This window comes from Clostridium sp. BNL1100 (assembly GCF_000244875.1).
Taxonomy (GTDB): Bacteria; Bacillota; Clostridia; order Acetivibrionales; family DSM-1351; genus Ruminiclostridium.
The window spans coordinates 1,741,569-1,758,617 of record NC_016791.1; the positions used below are offsets into that span (position 1 = coordinate 1,741,569).

The following is a 17,049-nucleotide window of genomic DNA, read 5'->3' on the forward strand; positions in this document are numbered from 1 at the left end:
AGCAAAAACCCGGATGGCATTAAATGGCTATCCGGGTTTTATATATGATTTTCTATTTATCTTTATCTGTCTGTCTTATTTCAACACGTCTTATTTTTCCACTTATGGTTTTAGGAAGCTCATTTACAAACTCAATGATTCTTGGATATTTGTAAGGTGCCGTAACCCTCTTTACATGATCCTGAAGTTCCTTAACCAGTTCGTCACTTGGAGTATAGTTCTTAGCAAGTATAACCGTAGCTTTAACAATCTGACCTCTGATAGGGTCAGGAACAGCAGTTATGGCACATTCCAAAACTGCAGGATGTTCAAGCAAAGCACTTTCAACCTCAAAAGGCCCAATTCTGTAACCTGAGCTTTTAATTACATCATCAGCTCTGCCCACAAACCAGAGATAGCCGTCTTCATCACGCCACGCCATATCGCCTGTATAATAAATACCATCATGCCATACGCTCTTAGTAAGTGCCTCGTCTCTGTAGTAGCCACCGAACATACCGGCAGGTTTCCTTTTGGTAGTCCTAACAACAATCTGGCCTTCTTCACCATCCTGACATGAATTTCCGTTGTCATCAAGAAGGTCTATATCGTATCCCGGAGACGGCTTACCCATTGACCCCGGCTTTGGCTCCATCCAAGGGAAAGTACCTACTGTAACAGTCAATTCTGTCTGACCGAAGGCTTCCATTAGCTTTATGCCAGTAGCCTTGTAAAATTGGCTGTATACCTCGGGATTAAGAGGTTCTCCTGCAACAGTGCAATATTTCAGACTGCTTAAATCAAACTTGGAGAGATCTTCCTTTATAAAAAATCTATAAATTGTAGGAGGAGCACAAAAAGAAGTAACATGGTGCTTTGAAATAACCTCAAGAAGTTCCTTTGGAACAAACTTATCAAAGTCATATACAAATACGGCACACCCTGATAACCATTGGCCATATATTTTGCCCCATACGGCTTTAGCCCAGCCTGTATCGGCAACAGTCAGATGCAGGCCGCCTTCAGAAACATTCTGCCAGTATCTGGCTGTAAGGATATGTCCCAAAGGATATTCGTAATCGTGCTGAACCATCTTTGGCATACCTGTAGTACCCGACGTAAAGTATAGCAATGATATGTCGCTGTTGTGAGAGCCTGAATCTCCCTGAGGCCTTTGAAATTCACTGGAAGCTTCTTCAATGCCGGATGAAAAATCCAACCAGCCATCCTTGGTACCATTAATCAATGCCTTATATTTTACGGTTGGTGTTTTACTTGCGGAATCTTCTATATGCTTTACAACCTCTGGTTCGTTAACACAAACGATCATTTTTATATCTGCTGCATTAGCTCTATAAACTATATCCTTTGAAGTGAGCAGATGAGTAGCCGGAATTGTAACGGCACCCAGCTTGTGCAAAGCCAGAATACAGAACCAGAACTCATAGCGTCTTTTTAGTATAAGCATTACAGGGTCGCCCCTTTTAATACCCAATGACTTAAAAAAGTTAGCTGTCTTATCGCTATACTCTTTTAACTGACCGAAGGTGAACGTTTCTTCGGCTCCCGATTTATCACACCATACTATTGCTACCTTATCTGGTGTTGTCCTTGCATATTCATCAACAACGTCATATGCAAAATTAAAGTTCTCAGGTACATTTATTTTAAAGTTCTCGTAAAAATCCTCATAAGATGTAAAGTCTACCCGAGATAAGTATTTTTCCAACATTACTTACTCCCCCTGATACCTAAAGAATAATTGCCAGAAATCTGGCTTTTTTACCATTCATAGCTTTCATTCCGTGACTTGCTGAAGAATCAAAATAAACTGAGTCACCTTCATTCATAACAAGCTCACGTCCATTAATTATTATTTTAAGAGTTCCTTCTATAATATAGTTAAATTCCTGTCCTTTATGGGAATTAAAGTGTACAGGTGAATCAGAAGCCTCCGGCTCAACAGTTACAATAAAAGGCTCAGCCTTTTTCCCGACAAAATTGTAAGCAAGGCTGTGATATTTATAATGTTCGCGTCTTTCAACACTTACACCTTTTCCATCCCGAACAAGCTGATAAGTATGAAGTTTTGGAGCATCTCCCGTAATTATTGCTGAAAGTTCGACATTAAACTTATTTGCTATTTGATAAAGAAAACTTACCGGAATATCGGTTTCACCGCTTTCGTATGACCTATAAGCTTCTTCAGAAATTTTAAGCTCTGCTGCAAGTGCTTCAACAGTAATTTCAGATATTTCTCTTAACTCTTTTATTCGTGAAGCAATTAATCTGATTTGTTCAGACATATAATCACCTTCCCATGTTTTATGTAGTTAAATAAATAGTCTTACAACAAAATAATATCATAAAAACAGTGAATAGTTGCAAAAAAAGCTGGAAGATATGTACTAAATTCAATACATCGATCATTAAGCTATGTTAGCACATTTGATTTGGTAAATATATATCGTAAAGAACCTTTCGGTTATAAATTTTTAATGTTTTCTGCTTTTTTTCATACAAAATTCCATCATAGTTGAAAATAGTAAAAGTATCTTTAATAATATGGAATTTATTCAAATAATATGTTACTATGAACTTGTGTTTTATTTTATTTTATAAACTTACTGGGGGCGAAAAACATGTCTATAGGCAAAAAGATACTGTGTATTGTTATCGGTTGCATAATTATTGTCGGCGGTGGGACAGCCTTATATAGTATTTACGATTTTCCTGTTTATATAATTACGGCAATATTCTGTATATTTGCTGTTGCGGTAGGGTTGTGGCTTACTTTTTCTCTTACCATGCCTATCAAAGTGCTTTCACGTGTTGTTGAACGAACTGCGAATTTTGATTTATCACATGACAAAACATATAACCAGATAAAAGGCAGAAAGGACGAAATAGGTTTTCTTGCAAGAAACCTTTCAACTATGAGGGGTTCGCTGAGAGAAATACTTGGACTTATGGCTAATGCATCTGAAAAAGTTATTGAAAATTCTCAGCAAGTAGAAAGAATGACCGAAAACTTAAAAGAAAAAGCAGATGATACATTAGCAACTACAGAGCACATATCGGCGTCAATGCAGGAATCAGCCGCTACATCTCATCAGATTAATTTCAGTACTCAGGAAATAAAGAAAAATATTAACCTTATTGCCCAAAACTCAGAGGAAGGGGCACAAACAGCAAATGAAGTCAGCGTTAAGGCAAGTGAAATAAAGGAAAGTGCAGTTTTATCAGCAGAGAACGCTAATAATGTATACCTTGAAGTTAAACAGCAGCTTCAGGGAGCAATTGATAAGGCTGGAGAGGTTTCTCACATTGATCAGCTTGCTCAGGCCATACTCCAGATAACGGAACAGACAAACCTGCTTTCACTTAATGCGGCTATAGAAGCAGCAAGAGCAGGCGAAGCAGGAAAAGGTTTTGCTGTAGTAGCAGATGAGATAAGAAAGCTTGCAGACCAGTCTTCAAAAACTGCAGCTGATATTAAAAATATAGTAAAGACTGTAAATGAATCAGTAGGCGCATTGACTGACAGTGCAGGAGTACTTCTGGAATTCGTAGACAAGGAAGTATTAAACGACTATAAGAAGCTTATTGATACAGGCGAGCAGTACTATAACGATTCAGCACAGTTCAGCAAGATAATGAATGAATTTAATGACTCTGCAAAGGCTATGAACAATTCCATTACAAACATTGTTACTGCGTTGGAACAGGTTACTTCCAGTGTAAATGAAAGTGCAGAAGGAGTTGAAGTTATTACAGTTAAAACAGCTGAGGTTGTTGAACACTTTGTAAATGTCAAAGTTTCTACTCAGGATAATCTTGTTGCTTCCAAGAAGCTAAAGGATCAGGTATCAAAGTTCACATTATAAATGAAAATAAAATTTAAAAGCCGCATCTGATAAAGGTTACCATAATACTATTGTCAGTGCGGCTTTTTTGGGAAATATGACAGGCTAAAACCGCTGTAAATAGCCTTAAAAAAAACTAGCTGACTATTTTGTAAAATGATAGTATAATATATAGAGGTTTCCTTACTTAGAATTTTATACCCTTATAAATAAATAAAAGTAGGTGCTAATGTGGAAAGAGAATATGTTAAAGTAAGTAAAGACATTATGGATAGTATTTTGGCTGATGATGTTTATACCCGTGGAGGGAACATGATAGTTCCGTCTGATACATTGATATCAGAGCATATTATTAAAAAGCTAAAAGCCTTTAGAGTTGAAAGAGTAACCATATACAGGTCTCATTCTATTCTTGGCAACGAATATCTTTCAGATATGATTATTAGCGACAGCCAGAAACAATATATTGAGGATGTTAATGCTACCAAGGCAATATTGCGTAACCTGGCAATAGGTAAGGAATTGGATATTGATAATGTAAAAACCATTACAGATAATATCTATGAGAGACTGGGTGACGTAAATTCAATAATTGAATGTATTAATTCAATTAAAGTTGCCGATCAATATACATATTCACATTCAGTAAATGTTGCATTTTATGCAATGCTATTGGGTAAGTGGATGAACCTGAGCAAATTGCAGATTAAAGATCTTGCCATGGCAGGACTTTTGCATGATATAGGCAAATCCAAAATATCCACTGAAATTATAAATAAAAAGGGACCACTTAACGACAGCGAGTTTGAGATTATAAAAAGGCATCCCATTTACGGGTATGATATTATTAAAAACATTCCTGAAATTTCAATGGAAATAAAAAGAGCAGTTATATTGCATCACGAAAAGGAAAATGGTACAGGTTATCCATTTGGTATTCAGGGCAATAAAAAGAATCTTTATGCAAAAATAATTACTGCTGCAGATATATTTGATGCAATAACGTCCGAAAGGGTTTACAAAGAAAAGCAGACACCATTCTCGGCATTTAAGGAGATGGAGAAAATAGGGTACGATATTGTTGACCCTATGGTAATGGGTATAATGTTTGATAATATGCCAAGGTATTATATCGGTTCAAAGGTAAAGCTTGACAACGGCGAAATTGGGGAAGTAGTCTACGTTCCAAGTTCTTGTGCCTATGCCCCCGTTGTAAAAATAAACGAGGACTTTGTTGACTTTGCAAAAGAAAAAGAAGCACTTATAAGTGAACTGCTGTAGTTTTATATCAGTTCACTTATAAAAGTTTTGACTGCTTTAGATAACACCACGTTTTTCATGGTGACAACCCCTATACTTCTTGGTGGTAGGGGTTCTTTTGATATAATCTGGAATAATTCGCCTGATTTTATTGCATCTACTGCACTTTCCTTTAGTACACAGGCTATTCCTGTACCTATTTTTGCGAATTCAACCAGAAGGTCTAGACTTTCCAGCTCTATTTCAGGAGAACATGTTAGGCCTTGGCTTTGGAAGAAACGATCAACAGATTTTCTGGTTGAACTGTCCGACTGTAACAATACAAGAGGATATTTGTTCAATTCCTGCAAGGTTATTTCCCTTCCCTTTAATTCTTTAAACTTATCTGATGCTACAAAAATATCCTGAACAGAAATAAAAGAAACAGCATTAAACATATCCTGGTTAACCGGCAGGGTAGAAATGGCAATATCTATAAGGCCCCCTTTTAAAACGTCCAGTAGTTGGGGAGTTGTTCTATTGATAACCTTAACCATAATATTCGGGTACATTTGTCCGAATTTTTTTATATATGGCATTATGAAGTATTTGCAGATTGAATCGCTTACTCCTATTCGGATTTCACCGGCAGTGAGGCCTTCAAATTCCTGAAGCTTTTCTTCCGCAGTTTTCAAAAAATTATAGGCCTGTGAAACATAACTGAAAAGAAGCTCGCCTTCATTTGTTAGCTGGATATTTCTCGACTTTCTGTAGAATAATGTTACTCCAAGCTGCTTTTCAAGACCCTTAACAGACTGGCTTACGGCCGACTGTGTTATAAAAAGTTTACGTGCTGCCTCTGAAAAGCTTTTATTTTCAGCACACTGATAAAATATTTTATATAACTCAAAGTTAATATCCATAAGTACTCCTAATACAACGTATTAAATATATTAATTTTACTAATATATTTTATCATAATATAATTACAATTAGAAAGATTATTCGAATGAATTTATATATATTAGGAGGACTGCCAAATGAAAAGTACTGTAAAGAGATTATTTGTTGTAAAGAAACATCCTTATGACGTTGAAGCACAGGGACTTTTAAAGGATTTGAGAGAAACGCTGGGAATAAAGTCATTGAATTCTTTAAAAATAGTAAACAGATATGATGTGGAAGGTATAAGCGATTCTGAATATCAGTTGGCAAGAAATACTATCTTTTCCGAACCAACAGTTGATTTTGCGTATGATGAGGAGTATGAAATTCCTTCAGAATGCAGAGCTTTTGCTGTTGAATATCTTCCGGGACAATACGATCAAAGGGCTGATTCTGCTGCCCAATGCATACAGCTTTTGACACAAGGCGACAGACCTGATATAAACACTGCCAGAGTAATAGTTTTAGAGGGCAGCATTAATGAAGAAGAATTCAATTCAATAAAAAAGTACTATATAAATCCCGTTGAAAGCAGGGAAGCAAAGTTGGCAAAGCCTGAAACTCTTAAATCTCAGGCTGAACAGCCGGAAGATGTTTCTACTCTTGACGGCTTTATATCCATGGATGAAAAACAACTTTCCGAGCTTTTAAGGGAAATGGGTTTTGCAATGTCTTTTGACGACATAGTTTTCTGCCAGAGCTACTTTAAAAATACTGAGAAGCGAGACCCTTCTGTAACAGAAATGAGAATGATAGACACTTACTGGTCGGATCACTGCAGACATACAACCTTTCTTACCTGTATTGACAGTGTAAAGTTTGAAAAAGGCAGATTTACTGAAATCATTGAGGAAACCTACAAGGACTACATAGAAAAAAGAGAGGATATCTACAAGGAGCGTAACGACAAAGACATATGCCTTATGGATGTAGCTCTTATGGCAATGAAAGCACTGAAAAAACAAGGAAAACTAAACGACCTTGACCTCTCTGATGAAATAAATGCATGCAGTATTGTTGTTAATGCTGATGTAAACGGAAAAAATGAAGAGTGGCTCGTAATGTTTAAAAATGAGACACATAACCATCCTACAGAAATCGAGCCTTTTGGTGGAGCTGCAACATGTCTTGGAGGTGCTATCAGAGACCCGTTATCAGGAAGAGTTTATGTATACCAGGCAATGAGGGTAACCGGAAGTGGCGACCCAAGAACAAAGCTCGAAGATACTATACAAGGCAAGTTGCCTCAGAAGAAAATAACCACCGGAGCAGCTTTGGGATACAGTTCCTACGGAAATCAGATAGGTCTTGCTACCGGACAAGTAGCTGAAATTTACGACGAGGGCTATGTTGCAAAAAGAATGGAAATCGGTGCCGTAATCGGTGCAGCACCAAGAAAAAACGTTGTAAGGGTGCAGCCGGAGGCAGGAGACAAGATAGTGCTTCTAGGAGGAAGAACAGGACGAGACGGCTGTGGAGGAGCAACCGGTTCATCAAAGGCACATACTGAAGAATCTCTCATGACATGCGGTGCTGAGGTTCAGAAGGGTAATGCTCCTACAGAGAGAAAAATACAGCGTTTATTCAGAAATCCTGATGTAAGTACATTGATAAAAAGATGTAATGACTTTGGTGCAGGCGGTGTTTCCGTTGCAATTGGAGAATTGGCTGACGGACTTGAAATAAATCTTGACGCAGTACCAAAGAAATATGAAGGTTTGGACGGAACAGAACTGGCAATTTCAGAGTCACAAGAGCGTATGGCAGTTGTTGTTGAAGCTTGCGATGTGGAAAAATTCATAGCCCATGCAGCAGAAGAAAATTTGGAAGCAGTTGTTGTTGCGGAAGTAAAGGCAGAACCAAGACTTAAAATGTCATGGAGAGGAAATCAAATAGTTGATTTAAGCCGTGAATTCCTGAATTCAAACGGTGCAAAGCAACGAATAGACATAGAGATTTCAGCACCAAAAGAAATAACATATTTTGATGAATGTAATGAAATAGAGATAGACAGTATAAAAGAATACTGGGTTAAAAATCTGCAAAATCTTAACAGATGCAGCCAAAAAGGATTGATTGAAAGATTTGATTCAACAATAGGTGCAAATACAGTACTTATGCCTTTCGGTGGAAAAACTCAGCTTACTCCTGCGGAAGGTATGGCTGCAAAGCTGCCTCTTATGGAAGGTGATACAACAACCGGAACACTTATGTCCTTTGGATACAATCCTGATATATCAAAATGGAGTCCTTTTCATGGAGCAGTATATGCTGTTGTAGAATCAATTGCAAAAATTGTTGCTATGGGTGGTGATTACAGCAAAGCAAGGCTGACACTACAGGAGTATTTTGAAAAGCCCGGAAAAGATGCAAAGCGTTGGGGAAAACCTCTTAGCGCTTTACTTGGTGCGTACTATGCACAGATGAAGCTGGGAACGGCAGCTATCGGCGGAAAGGACAGTATGTCAGGAAGCTTTATGGACATGGATGTTCCGCCGACATTGGTTTCCTTTGCTGTAAACACAGTCAATGTAGAAAATGTAGTTTCAAATGAATTCAAAGCTGTAGGAAGCAAGGTTGTACTCCTAAAAGTAAAACTTGACGATAATATGCTTCCTGATTTTGATGAGCTTGACAAAGTATACAGTCGTGTCAATAAGCTTGCCAAAGAAAAAGCTATACTCTCTGCAAGCTCTGTAAGATCAGGCGGTATTGCTGAAATAATCAGCAAAATGGCATTTGGAAATATGATAGGATTCAAGCTTGAAGGGATAGGGGATGTTTCACTTCTGTTTAAACCTTTCTATGGTTCTTTAATCCTTGAAATACCTGAAAACATAGATTTGACAAAGGTTCTTGAAGGACTTAGATACACTGTATTGGGTGTTACAACAGGCAATTCTGAAATTAATATAAACGGAACTTTAATTGAACTTAATGAACTTGCATCTAAATGGCAGGAGCCTTTAGAAAAGGTCTTCCCTACAAGGGTAACGGAAGAACAGAAAAATGTAGTTGCATATAGTTATGAGGCAAAAACAAAAGTAAAACCTTCTGTAAAGCTTGCAAAGCCAAGAGTATTTATTCCTGTATTTCCGGGAACAAACTGTGAATACGATACCAGAAAGGTATTTGAAAATACCGGAGGAATCGTAGAAACACTGGTAATAAAGAATATGACGCATAATGACATCGAAGAGTCTATAAAGAGAATGGAAACACTGATAGATAATTCTCAGATAATCATGATTCCCGGAGGTTTCAGTGCCGGCGACGAACCTGAAGGATCAGGCAAGTTTATTGCCACTGCTTTCAGAAATCCTGTTGTCAGTGAAGCTGTCATGAAGCTTCTGAAAAACAGAGACGGATTGGTTTTGGGTATTTGTAACGGATTCCAGGCACTTGTTAAGTTAGGTCTTCTTCCATTCGGTGAAATAAGAGAAATTGACGAGGCATGTCCTACACTGACCTTTAATACAATAGGACGACATCAATCCAGTCTAGTTAAAACAAGAATAGCATCAAACCTTTCACCATGGCTCAATAACGTAAAGGTTGGTGATATTCATACAGTAGCAATATCTCACGGTGAAGGACGGTTTACTGCAAGCAGTGACGTTCTGGCTGCACTGGAAGCAAATGGACAAATAGCGACACAGTATGTTGATCTTGATGGAAAGCCCACTTATGATATATCATACAATCCTAACGGCTCAATAAATGCCATAGAAGGTATTACAAGCCCCGATGGTAGAGTTTTCGGTAAGATGGGACATTCCGAAAGAATAGGTACAAACCTGTACAAAAATGTACCAGGTGAAAAAGATCAGAAAATTTTCCAAGCCGGAATCGAGTATTTTGGGTAATAGTTGAATAAATCATAGCTGGTACAAATAATGGCAAAACTGATGACAGCCCAAAGAAAACATGTTATCATGAAAAAAAGCGGTTATATTCGGAGGTGGCTATTTATGAAGATTTCGTTTTCCACATTGGGCTGTCCGGGATGGAGTTGGGAGGATATGCTTTCAACTGCAAAGGATATAGGTTTTGACGGTATTGAAGTAAGGGGTATCGGCAATGAACTTTATGTACCTAAAGAAAAACATTTTTCAAACGATAACATAGAACTTACAAAGAAGAAATTGACTAAAATAGGTCTTGAATTACCTTGTTTGACTTCAGCGTGTTTTTTATTTGACAAGGCCAATATAGATAAACATATAAAAGAAGGTATTGATTATATTGATTTGGCTCAAAAGCTGGGTACGCCTTATGTAAGGGTTTTAGGAGATGCTCAGCCGCAACCTTCTGAAATAGATATTGATTTTGTTGCTGAAAGCCTTAAAATTCTTGCAGTCGAGGCAAAGGGGAAAGGTGTTAAATTATTAGTTGAAACCAACGGTGTATTTGCCGATTCAAAGGTTATGAAAGCATTGCTGAATAAAGTTAACTCAGACAGTGTTGGAGTACTTTGGGATATACATCACCCTGTCAGGTTTTTTAATGAATCGTTGGAATACACATACAGTAATTTGAAGGAACACATATGTTTCGTACACATCAAGGATTCAATAGTTGTTGATGGTACCATTAAATACAAAATGACCGGTTACGGTGATATTCCGGTGAAAGCTGCTGTTGAACTTCTCAAAGAGAACGGCTATAACGGATATGTCTCCCTTGAATGGGTAAAAAGATGGTGTCTTGACCTTGAGGAACCGGGTATCGTTTTTGCTCACTTTGCAGGGTATATGAAAAGTATAATATAAGATTTATAAAATCAGGGGTTGTTGCAAAACAAATTAGTTTTGTAACAGCCCCTTTTATAATGCAAATAGGAAATAATTGTTTAAATGTAAGGTAATATGTTATTATTCTTACAACATTATGACTTGCAGGAGTGATATCATGAAAAGAATACCCTTGTGTCTGGTAATGGCTGCATTTATTATATTAAGCAGCTGCGGCAGTGACAACACAGTGTTTCCTAAACACAGTACATATAGCTATAATAATGGTTCGGTAAAGGTAAATAAGTCAATAAAGACACTTAATATCAACATAGATTCAGGAAATTTACAAATATACTGCTGGGATAATGATGAAATTAAATATGAAGCAAAACATGTTGTCCGTGGGAATAAGTCCGATGAAGCTCTGCAGAAACTTTTGAAGAAATATTCTATTAAATCAAGTCAAAAAGAAAAAACAACATTTATTACAGTCTCTTACGCCGGTAAAATTAAAAAACCTCAGGATTTTTATAGTGAAATAAAGTTAACTGTTCCCCGGACTATTAAAAATATATCTATAAAACAAGATGTAGGATCTATACTAATTGAGGACAAATTTGAGGGGGATATCACAGGAGACGTGGATTCTGCTAACACTGAAATTAAGGCAATGAACGGAAAACTCATTTGGAAATGTGATACAGGAAACTTTCGCCTTGATTCGGGAAAGCTTTTGAGGGATTCCACAATAAATATAACAGCCGGAAATATATCATCAAATGCCGAGTGCCAGGATAATTCACAGTATGTATTTAAGACAGGTGCGGGCAATGTAGAATTAAGCTTTCCTAAGGATTCGGATGTTACAGTAGACAGTTACGGTACACTACAAAATAATCAGTTCACGGGTATAGATGGTAGCATAAAAATCAAAGCATCCACGGACATGGGTAAAATATCAATTAATGGATATTGATACACACCTTTTACAAAATTAATTAAAAAAAGTCTTTACTAAAAATTACTATATATTGTATAATAAGGATGATTGAGAGTCTCTTAATGATAACAAATAAAAAGGAGGTGAATACAGAGTAGGAGGAATCCGTCTACAAATTTTTTCACTGGATAAATTTCAAAGTGGTTATATGATGGGAACAGTAGCACCATTTATAAATGTACGAAATTGTAATAAAATCACTTCATTTAAGTTCTCGGAACATAAATAAAACAAATTTATGGTACCGATAACAGCCTAAAATATTAAATATAGCCAATATAATAAAATTTCCATTTAAATTGCTGAATAATGCTAAATATTTTTACAATCGTATGTGATCAGGCAGGTGTTGTGTAAAACAGCTGGCCTTTTGGGTTGTTTATAATACGGTTGGAAGAAGCTATAAATATTGACCCTTGGAAGACATCTGTGATTAGTATGTAAACGTCACTCCGGGAGAAAGTTATATCAAAATATAACAGAAGACTATAATAAAGAGGGGGAAAAGATATGAAAAAAGGAATTTCCTTTTTAGTATGTTTATCAATTTTTGTTTGTATTTTTGCAGCTGCAGGCGCTGTCAACACGTCAGCTGCAACAACACCGGCTTTTATTTACGGTGACGTTAATGGAGATAGAACCGTAGATGCTTTAGACCTTTCCTTGATGAAAATGTATTTACTTGGAACAATAACTACTTTCCCTAGTGACCAGGGAAAAAATGCTGCTGATGTTGATAAGAGTGGCTCTGTAGATTCACTTGATTTGTCAATGATTAAAAAATACCTGCTAGGTCAAGCAACTTTACCTGACCCTGATGTTGAACAACCACCTGTTCTTGAACCCATAACAATACCTGCATTTTCATCCTTGCAGGCAAATGCAAAACTTCCTGATCCATTTATGTATAAGACTGGAGCCAAAAAAGGTACTCGTATTACAACAAAGAGCCAGTGGGAACAACGTCGTTATGAAATCAGTCAATTGGCCCAGGCCTTTGAATACGGAGTAAAACCGGGTAAGCCCGAATCAGTTACTGCTTCATACAGCAGCAACAAAATTACTATAACATGTAAACAAGGCAGTAAAACAATATCATTTGCATGTTCAATCCAATACCCTACTACAGGTAAGGCTCCATATCCAGCAATGATAGGTGTAAATATGAATACTCTTAATACCAGTGAAATACTTAAACTGGGAGTTGCTTTGATTACTCTTCCTGCTGATGAAATTGCACAGGAAGTTGACGGAAGCTCAAGAGGAAAAGGAAAGTTCTTTGATCTTTACGGAAGTACATACGATGCCGGAGCATTGATTGCATGGGCATGGGGTACTGACCGTCTTATTGATGCACTTGAAATGACACCTGCAGCCAATATAAATCCAACAAAATTAGGTGTAACAGGCGGTTCACGTAACGGAAAGGGTGCACTTGCAATTGGTGCATTCGATGAGAGAATCGCTCTCACCATTCCTCAGGAATCAGGTAACGGAGGAGCTTCTGGTTGGAGAACAGCTGATGCTCAGATGGCAGCAGGACAGAACGTTCAGACACTTTCAGAAATTGTTGGTGAGAACGTTTGGTTTGCAAAGGCTCTAAACCAATTTGTTAATAATACAACAAAACTTCCTTATGACCATCATGAAATAGAAGCTTTGTGTGCACCTAGAGGATTGCTTGTTATAGAAAATCCAGATTTTGAATGGTTAGGCAATTTCAGCTGCTGGAACACTGCAACAGCAGGCCGTATGATATACCAAGCTCTTGGAGTACAGGACAACATGGGTTATTCCTCAATAGGCGGACACGGACATTGCCAGTTCCCTGCATCACAGCAGCCAGAAGTAACAGCATTTATTCAGAAATTCCTGCTTGGTCAAAACGTAAGCACCAATGTATTCAGGTCAGACAAAACATATACTTTTGACAAGGCAAGATGGGTTGATTGGACTGTACCAACCCTTCAGTAAATCTTACTCATTTAAGTTTAAATAAGATAAAAGGCATGGAGGACTTAATATCTTTCATGTCTTTTATTTATACTTAAAATAATTACAAAAAAACTTGACAAACGTAAAATATGTAATATAATGGTTGTGTTAGTAAATTCTAATTTGTTTTTGTCTTTATATTTTCTTTTAAAAATTTAAAATCTATTGGAGATATTTCATGGCACTCATAAAACTCTTAATTATTGATGACGACAATGAGTATTCAATCAACTTATGTAATTTTCTTACTCATAGTTACTCAGAAACTTTTGCGGTATACTACTGCAGAGATCACAATGACATTAATAATAATATAAAAAAAATTGCCCCCAATGTTATACTTTCTTCAGAAAAATACTACAGTGAAATAAAAAAACATACTAATATTGATTTAATTCTATTATCATCTTTAAAAAACCCTGAAACAACAAGTGAGACCGATTACATATACAAATACAAAGATGTTAATCAAATTGCGGTGGAAATAATAAATATACATACCACAACAGGAAATAAAATATATAGCACCGGGGGAAAGAATACTAAAGTGATTTCAGTTTTTTCAGCTGCCGGAACTGTAGGTAAAACTTCTTTGGCATTGGCAGTTAGCAGTATATGTTCATTCACAGGTCTATCAGTCTTTTACCTGAATCTGGAGCAATTCCAATCAACCGGTATCTTTTTTAACGGTAATACTCAGTATTCCTTTTCTGATATTATATATTTTGCCAAGGAAAAGGATAAAAACCTTGTAACAAAAATCCCTGCTATCTGTTCCAGAGAAAATGATTCAGGTGTCTACTATTTTAGTCAGACAAACAATGTATTTGACATAAAAGAAATGCTGCCGGAGGATATTGACTTTATTGTTTCTGCTATAAAAGACTGTGGATATTATGACCTTGTAATGATAGATATGGATTCACAGCTTAATGAAAACACAATGAAGGTTTTTGAAAAGTCCGATGAAATTCTGTACGTTATAACAAAGGAAGAAAGTTGTTTACATAAAACTAAGCTGTTTATTAACAGCATAGATATACTTTCAAAAAGCTTTCAAAATAAAGCTTTATTGAAAAATAAAATAAAATATATTGCAAACAAAGTATCTCAACAGGCTCTCCTGTCTGATAAATTCTGTCTTGAGCAGGAGCTCATGTCCCAAATCGTTTACGATTCTGATTTCCCTTCTTTAAATAACCTTTCCAAATTCAACGGAGGGTCTGAAATGATACTTAATTCATTCAGAGATATCGCGGGAAGATATACAAAACATAAAATGGAGGGTACGGTGTGAAACAGGAACTCATCAATGAAATAAAAGCCTCAATTAATGAAAAAATTGACTTAAAGAGGAATTTCACAGATCACGAGATTAGTGAGTTAGTAGTCCGTACTGTATTGGATAAATCCAAACAAGTTTTTCTGAATACGGTTGAAAAAAAGCAAATAATTGAAGCCGTTTTTAATTCTCTGCGCAGGTTGGATATATTACAGCCCATTCTCGACGATAATGAGGTAACAGAAATAATGATCAACGGCCCTAACAATATATTTGTTGAAAAGAAAGGAAAAATAAGCCGCCTTGAAATTTCCTTTGAATCCCAGCAAAAATTGGAAGATATTATACAGATAATGGTAACAGCGGTAAACAGGACAGTGAACGAATCAAATCCTATTGTTGATGCCAGATTAAAGGATGGGTCAAGGCTTAACGTAGTACTTTCTCCTATTGCATTGAATGGCCCTATTGTAACTATAAGAAAATTCCCAGGGCAACCCATTGATATGGAAAGCCTTATTGAATTAGGATCTTTGACCGTTGAGGCAGCGGAGGCACTAAAAATGCTGGTAACGGCAAAATATAACATCTTTGTGGCAGGTAGTACCGGTTCCGGAAAAACAACTTACCTCAATGCACTTTCAAACTTTATACCAATAGATGAAAGAATAATAACTATTGAAGATTCTGCGGAACTTCAAATAACAAATATATCAAATCTTGTGAGTCTTGAAACCAGAAATGCGAATGTAGAGGGAAGAGGAGAAATAACTATAAAAAATCTTATAAAAACAGCCTTACGAATGAGACCAAATCGTATAATCGTTGGAGAGGTAAGGGGTGAGGAAGCAATAGATATGCTGGCTGCAATGAATACAGGGCATGACGGATCACTTAGTACGGGACATGCAAATTCTACTCAAGATATGTTTTCACGACTGGAAACAATGATTCTGAGTGCTGCAATTTTACCACTGGAGGCTGTAAGAAAACAGATAGCTTCGGCGATAGATATTATCATATTTCTTTCAAGGCTTAGGGACGGGTCCAGACGTACAATGGAGATTTCAGAAGTATTAGGAATAGAAAATGGATTAGTAAAACTAAACCCGCTATTTATATTTGAAGAAACATTTCAAAAAGATCAAAAAGCCATTAATACTGTCTCAGGAAGCTTGAAAAGAACATTAAATCCATTAATTAATAAACATAAAATGATAAATTCGGGGATTTATGATGATTTTTAGGAGGGATTTCAGTGGTTGATTATAACGAATATTCGATTCCACTTCAAATAAAATTATTATATGCACTATCAGCTGCAGCGGTTGTCTTTGCCGTTTCTTACATGTTTTACAGGAGCATTGTTATTTCAATGGTAATAAGCCCGTTAGGTATATTTTACTTGAAGTACAAAAGAAAGCAGATAATACATAAAAGAAAAAGAGAACTTAATTTGCAGTTTAAGGATTTACTCATATCTCTAGCCTCTTCTTTGTCAGCAGGAAAACCTTTGGAAAAGTCTTTTGTAGGAGCCCTTTCAGACCTCTATGTTTTATATCCCAGCGATGATGCACATATAGTTCGGGAAACGAAAATAATTATTAATAAGTTGTCTCTGAATGTAAGCATAGAAGATGCAATTTCAGACTTTGCAGACCGCTCTGATATAGATGACATAAAAAACTTCTCAGATGTAATTATAATATGCAAAAGGACTGGTGGAAATCTCGTTGAAGCAATTAAGAACTCATCAAGAATAATAAGTGAAAAAATCGAAATGAAACAGGAAATAGAGACATTACTTTCATCCAGAAAATTTGAACAGAAAATTCTAAATATTATGCCTATTGCAATGATTTTTATTTTGTCAACAACTGCGGCAGAATATATAAAGCCAGTATTTATTACTACTACCGGCAGAATATCCGTAACACTGTGTCTGATTCTTCTGATAGTTGCATATTTTATTTCAAATAAAATAATGAATATAAAATTGTGAGGTAT

The 17,049-nt window shown here is 36.4% G+C and carries 12 protein-coding genes; 9 read left to right on the forward strand and 3 right to left on the reverse strand.

Annotated features, from left to right (window positions below):
- Positions 1-52: 52 nt before the first annotated feature.
- Together CLO1100_RS07195 and CLO1100_RS07200 are read right to left on the reverse strand one after the other, a co-directional pair.
- Entirely contained in the window at positions 53-1,711 is a 1,659-nt protein-coding gene (locus tag CLO1100_RS07195; protein ID WP_014313102.1) for an AMP-binding protein, read from the reverse strand.
- A gap of 19 nt (positions 1,712-1,730) precedes the next feature.
- The gene (locus CLO1100_RS07200; RefSeq protein ID WP_014313103.1) at positions 1,731-2,285 is read right to left on the reverse strand and encodes an XRE family transcriptional regulator; all 555 of its coding nucleotides are present in this window, start codon (positions 2,283-2,285) and stop codon (positions 1,731-1,733) included.
- Positions 2,286-2,621: 336 nt separating this feature from the next.
- Here CLO1100_RS07200 and CLO1100_RS07205 point away from each other — a divergent pair, with 336 nt between their 5' ends.
- Together CLO1100_RS07205 and CLO1100_RS07210 are read left to right on the forward strand one after the other, a co-directional pair.
- Positions 2,622-3,866, forward strand: coding sequence for a methyl-accepting chemotaxis protein (locus CLO1100_RS07205; RefSeq protein ID WP_014313104.1), 1,245 nt, complete (start codon positions 2,622-2,624; stop codon positions 3,864-3,866).
- Between the two features lie 210 nt (positions 3,867-4,076).
- A complete protein-coding gene (locus CLO1100_RS07210) occupies positions 4,077-5,126 on the forward strand; it encodes an HD-GYP domain-containing protein (protein ID WP_014313105.1) in 1,050 nt (349 codons plus the stop codon).
- Between the two features lie 2 nt (positions 5,127-5,128).
- On the opposite strand, the gene CLO1100_RS07215 is transcribed toward CLO1100_RS07210, so the two are convergent.
- Positions 5,129-6,007, reverse strand: coding sequence for a LysR family transcriptional regulator (locus CLO1100_RS07215; RefSeq protein ID WP_014313106.1), 879 nt, complete (start codon positions 6,005-6,007; stop codon positions 5,129-5,131).
- Between the two features lie 117 nt (positions 6,008-6,124).
- Between CLO1100_RS07215 and CLO1100_RS07220 the strand changes: the two genes are divergently transcribed.
- From CLO1100_RS07220 to CLO1100_RS07250, 7 genes are all read left to right on the forward strand, one after another.
- Positions 6,125-9,895 (forward strand): phosphoribosylformylglycinamidine synthase, encoded by a 3,771-nt coding sequence (locus CLO1100_RS07220; RefSeq protein ID WP_014313107.1) that lies wholly within the window; start codon positions 6,125-6,127, stop codon positions 9,893-9,895.
- A 105-nt stretch (positions 9,896-10,000) separates the two neighbouring features.
- Positions 10,001-10,801, forward strand: coding sequence for a sugar phosphate isomerase/epimerase family protein (locus CLO1100_RS07225; protein WP_014313108.1), 801 nt, complete (start codon positions 10,001-10,003; stop codon positions 10,799-10,801).
- A 139-nt stretch (positions 10,802-10,940) separates the two neighbouring features.
- Positions 10,941-11,741 carry a hypothetical protein gene (locus tag CLO1100_RS07230; RefSeq protein ID WP_014313109.1) on the forward strand — a complete coding sequence of 267 codons (801 nt, stop codon included), beginning with the start codon at positions 10,941-10,943 and terminating at the stop codon, positions 11,739-11,741.
- Positions 11,742-12,275: 534 nt separating this feature from the next.
- Complete coding sequence (locus tag CLO1100_RS07235) at positions 12,276-13,739, forward strand: dockerin type I repeat-containing protein (RefSeq protein ID WP_014313110.1); 1,464 nt, start codon at positions 12,276-12,278, stop codon at positions 13,737-13,739.
- A 199-nt stretch (positions 13,740-13,938) separates the two neighbouring features.
- Positions 13,939-15,057, forward strand: coding sequence for an ATPase (locus tag CLO1100_RS07240; protein WP_014313111.1), 1,119 nt, complete (start codon positions 13,939-13,941; stop codon positions 15,055-15,057).
- Positions 15,054-16,289, forward strand: a complete 1,236-nt coding sequence (locus CLO1100_RS07245; protein ID WP_014313112.1) for a CpaF family protein — start codon at positions 15,054-15,056, stop codon at positions 16,287-16,289. Before CLO1100_RS07240 ends, CLO1100_RS07245 begins: the two co-directional genes overlap by 4 nt.
- An 11-nt stretch (positions 16,290-16,300) precedes the next feature.
- A complete protein-coding gene (locus tag CLO1100_RS07250; RefSeq protein ID WP_014313113.1) occupies positions 16,301-17,044 on the forward strand; it encodes a type II secretion system F family protein in 744 nt (247 codons plus the stop codon).
- Positions 17,045-17,049 lie beyond the last annotated feature (5 nt).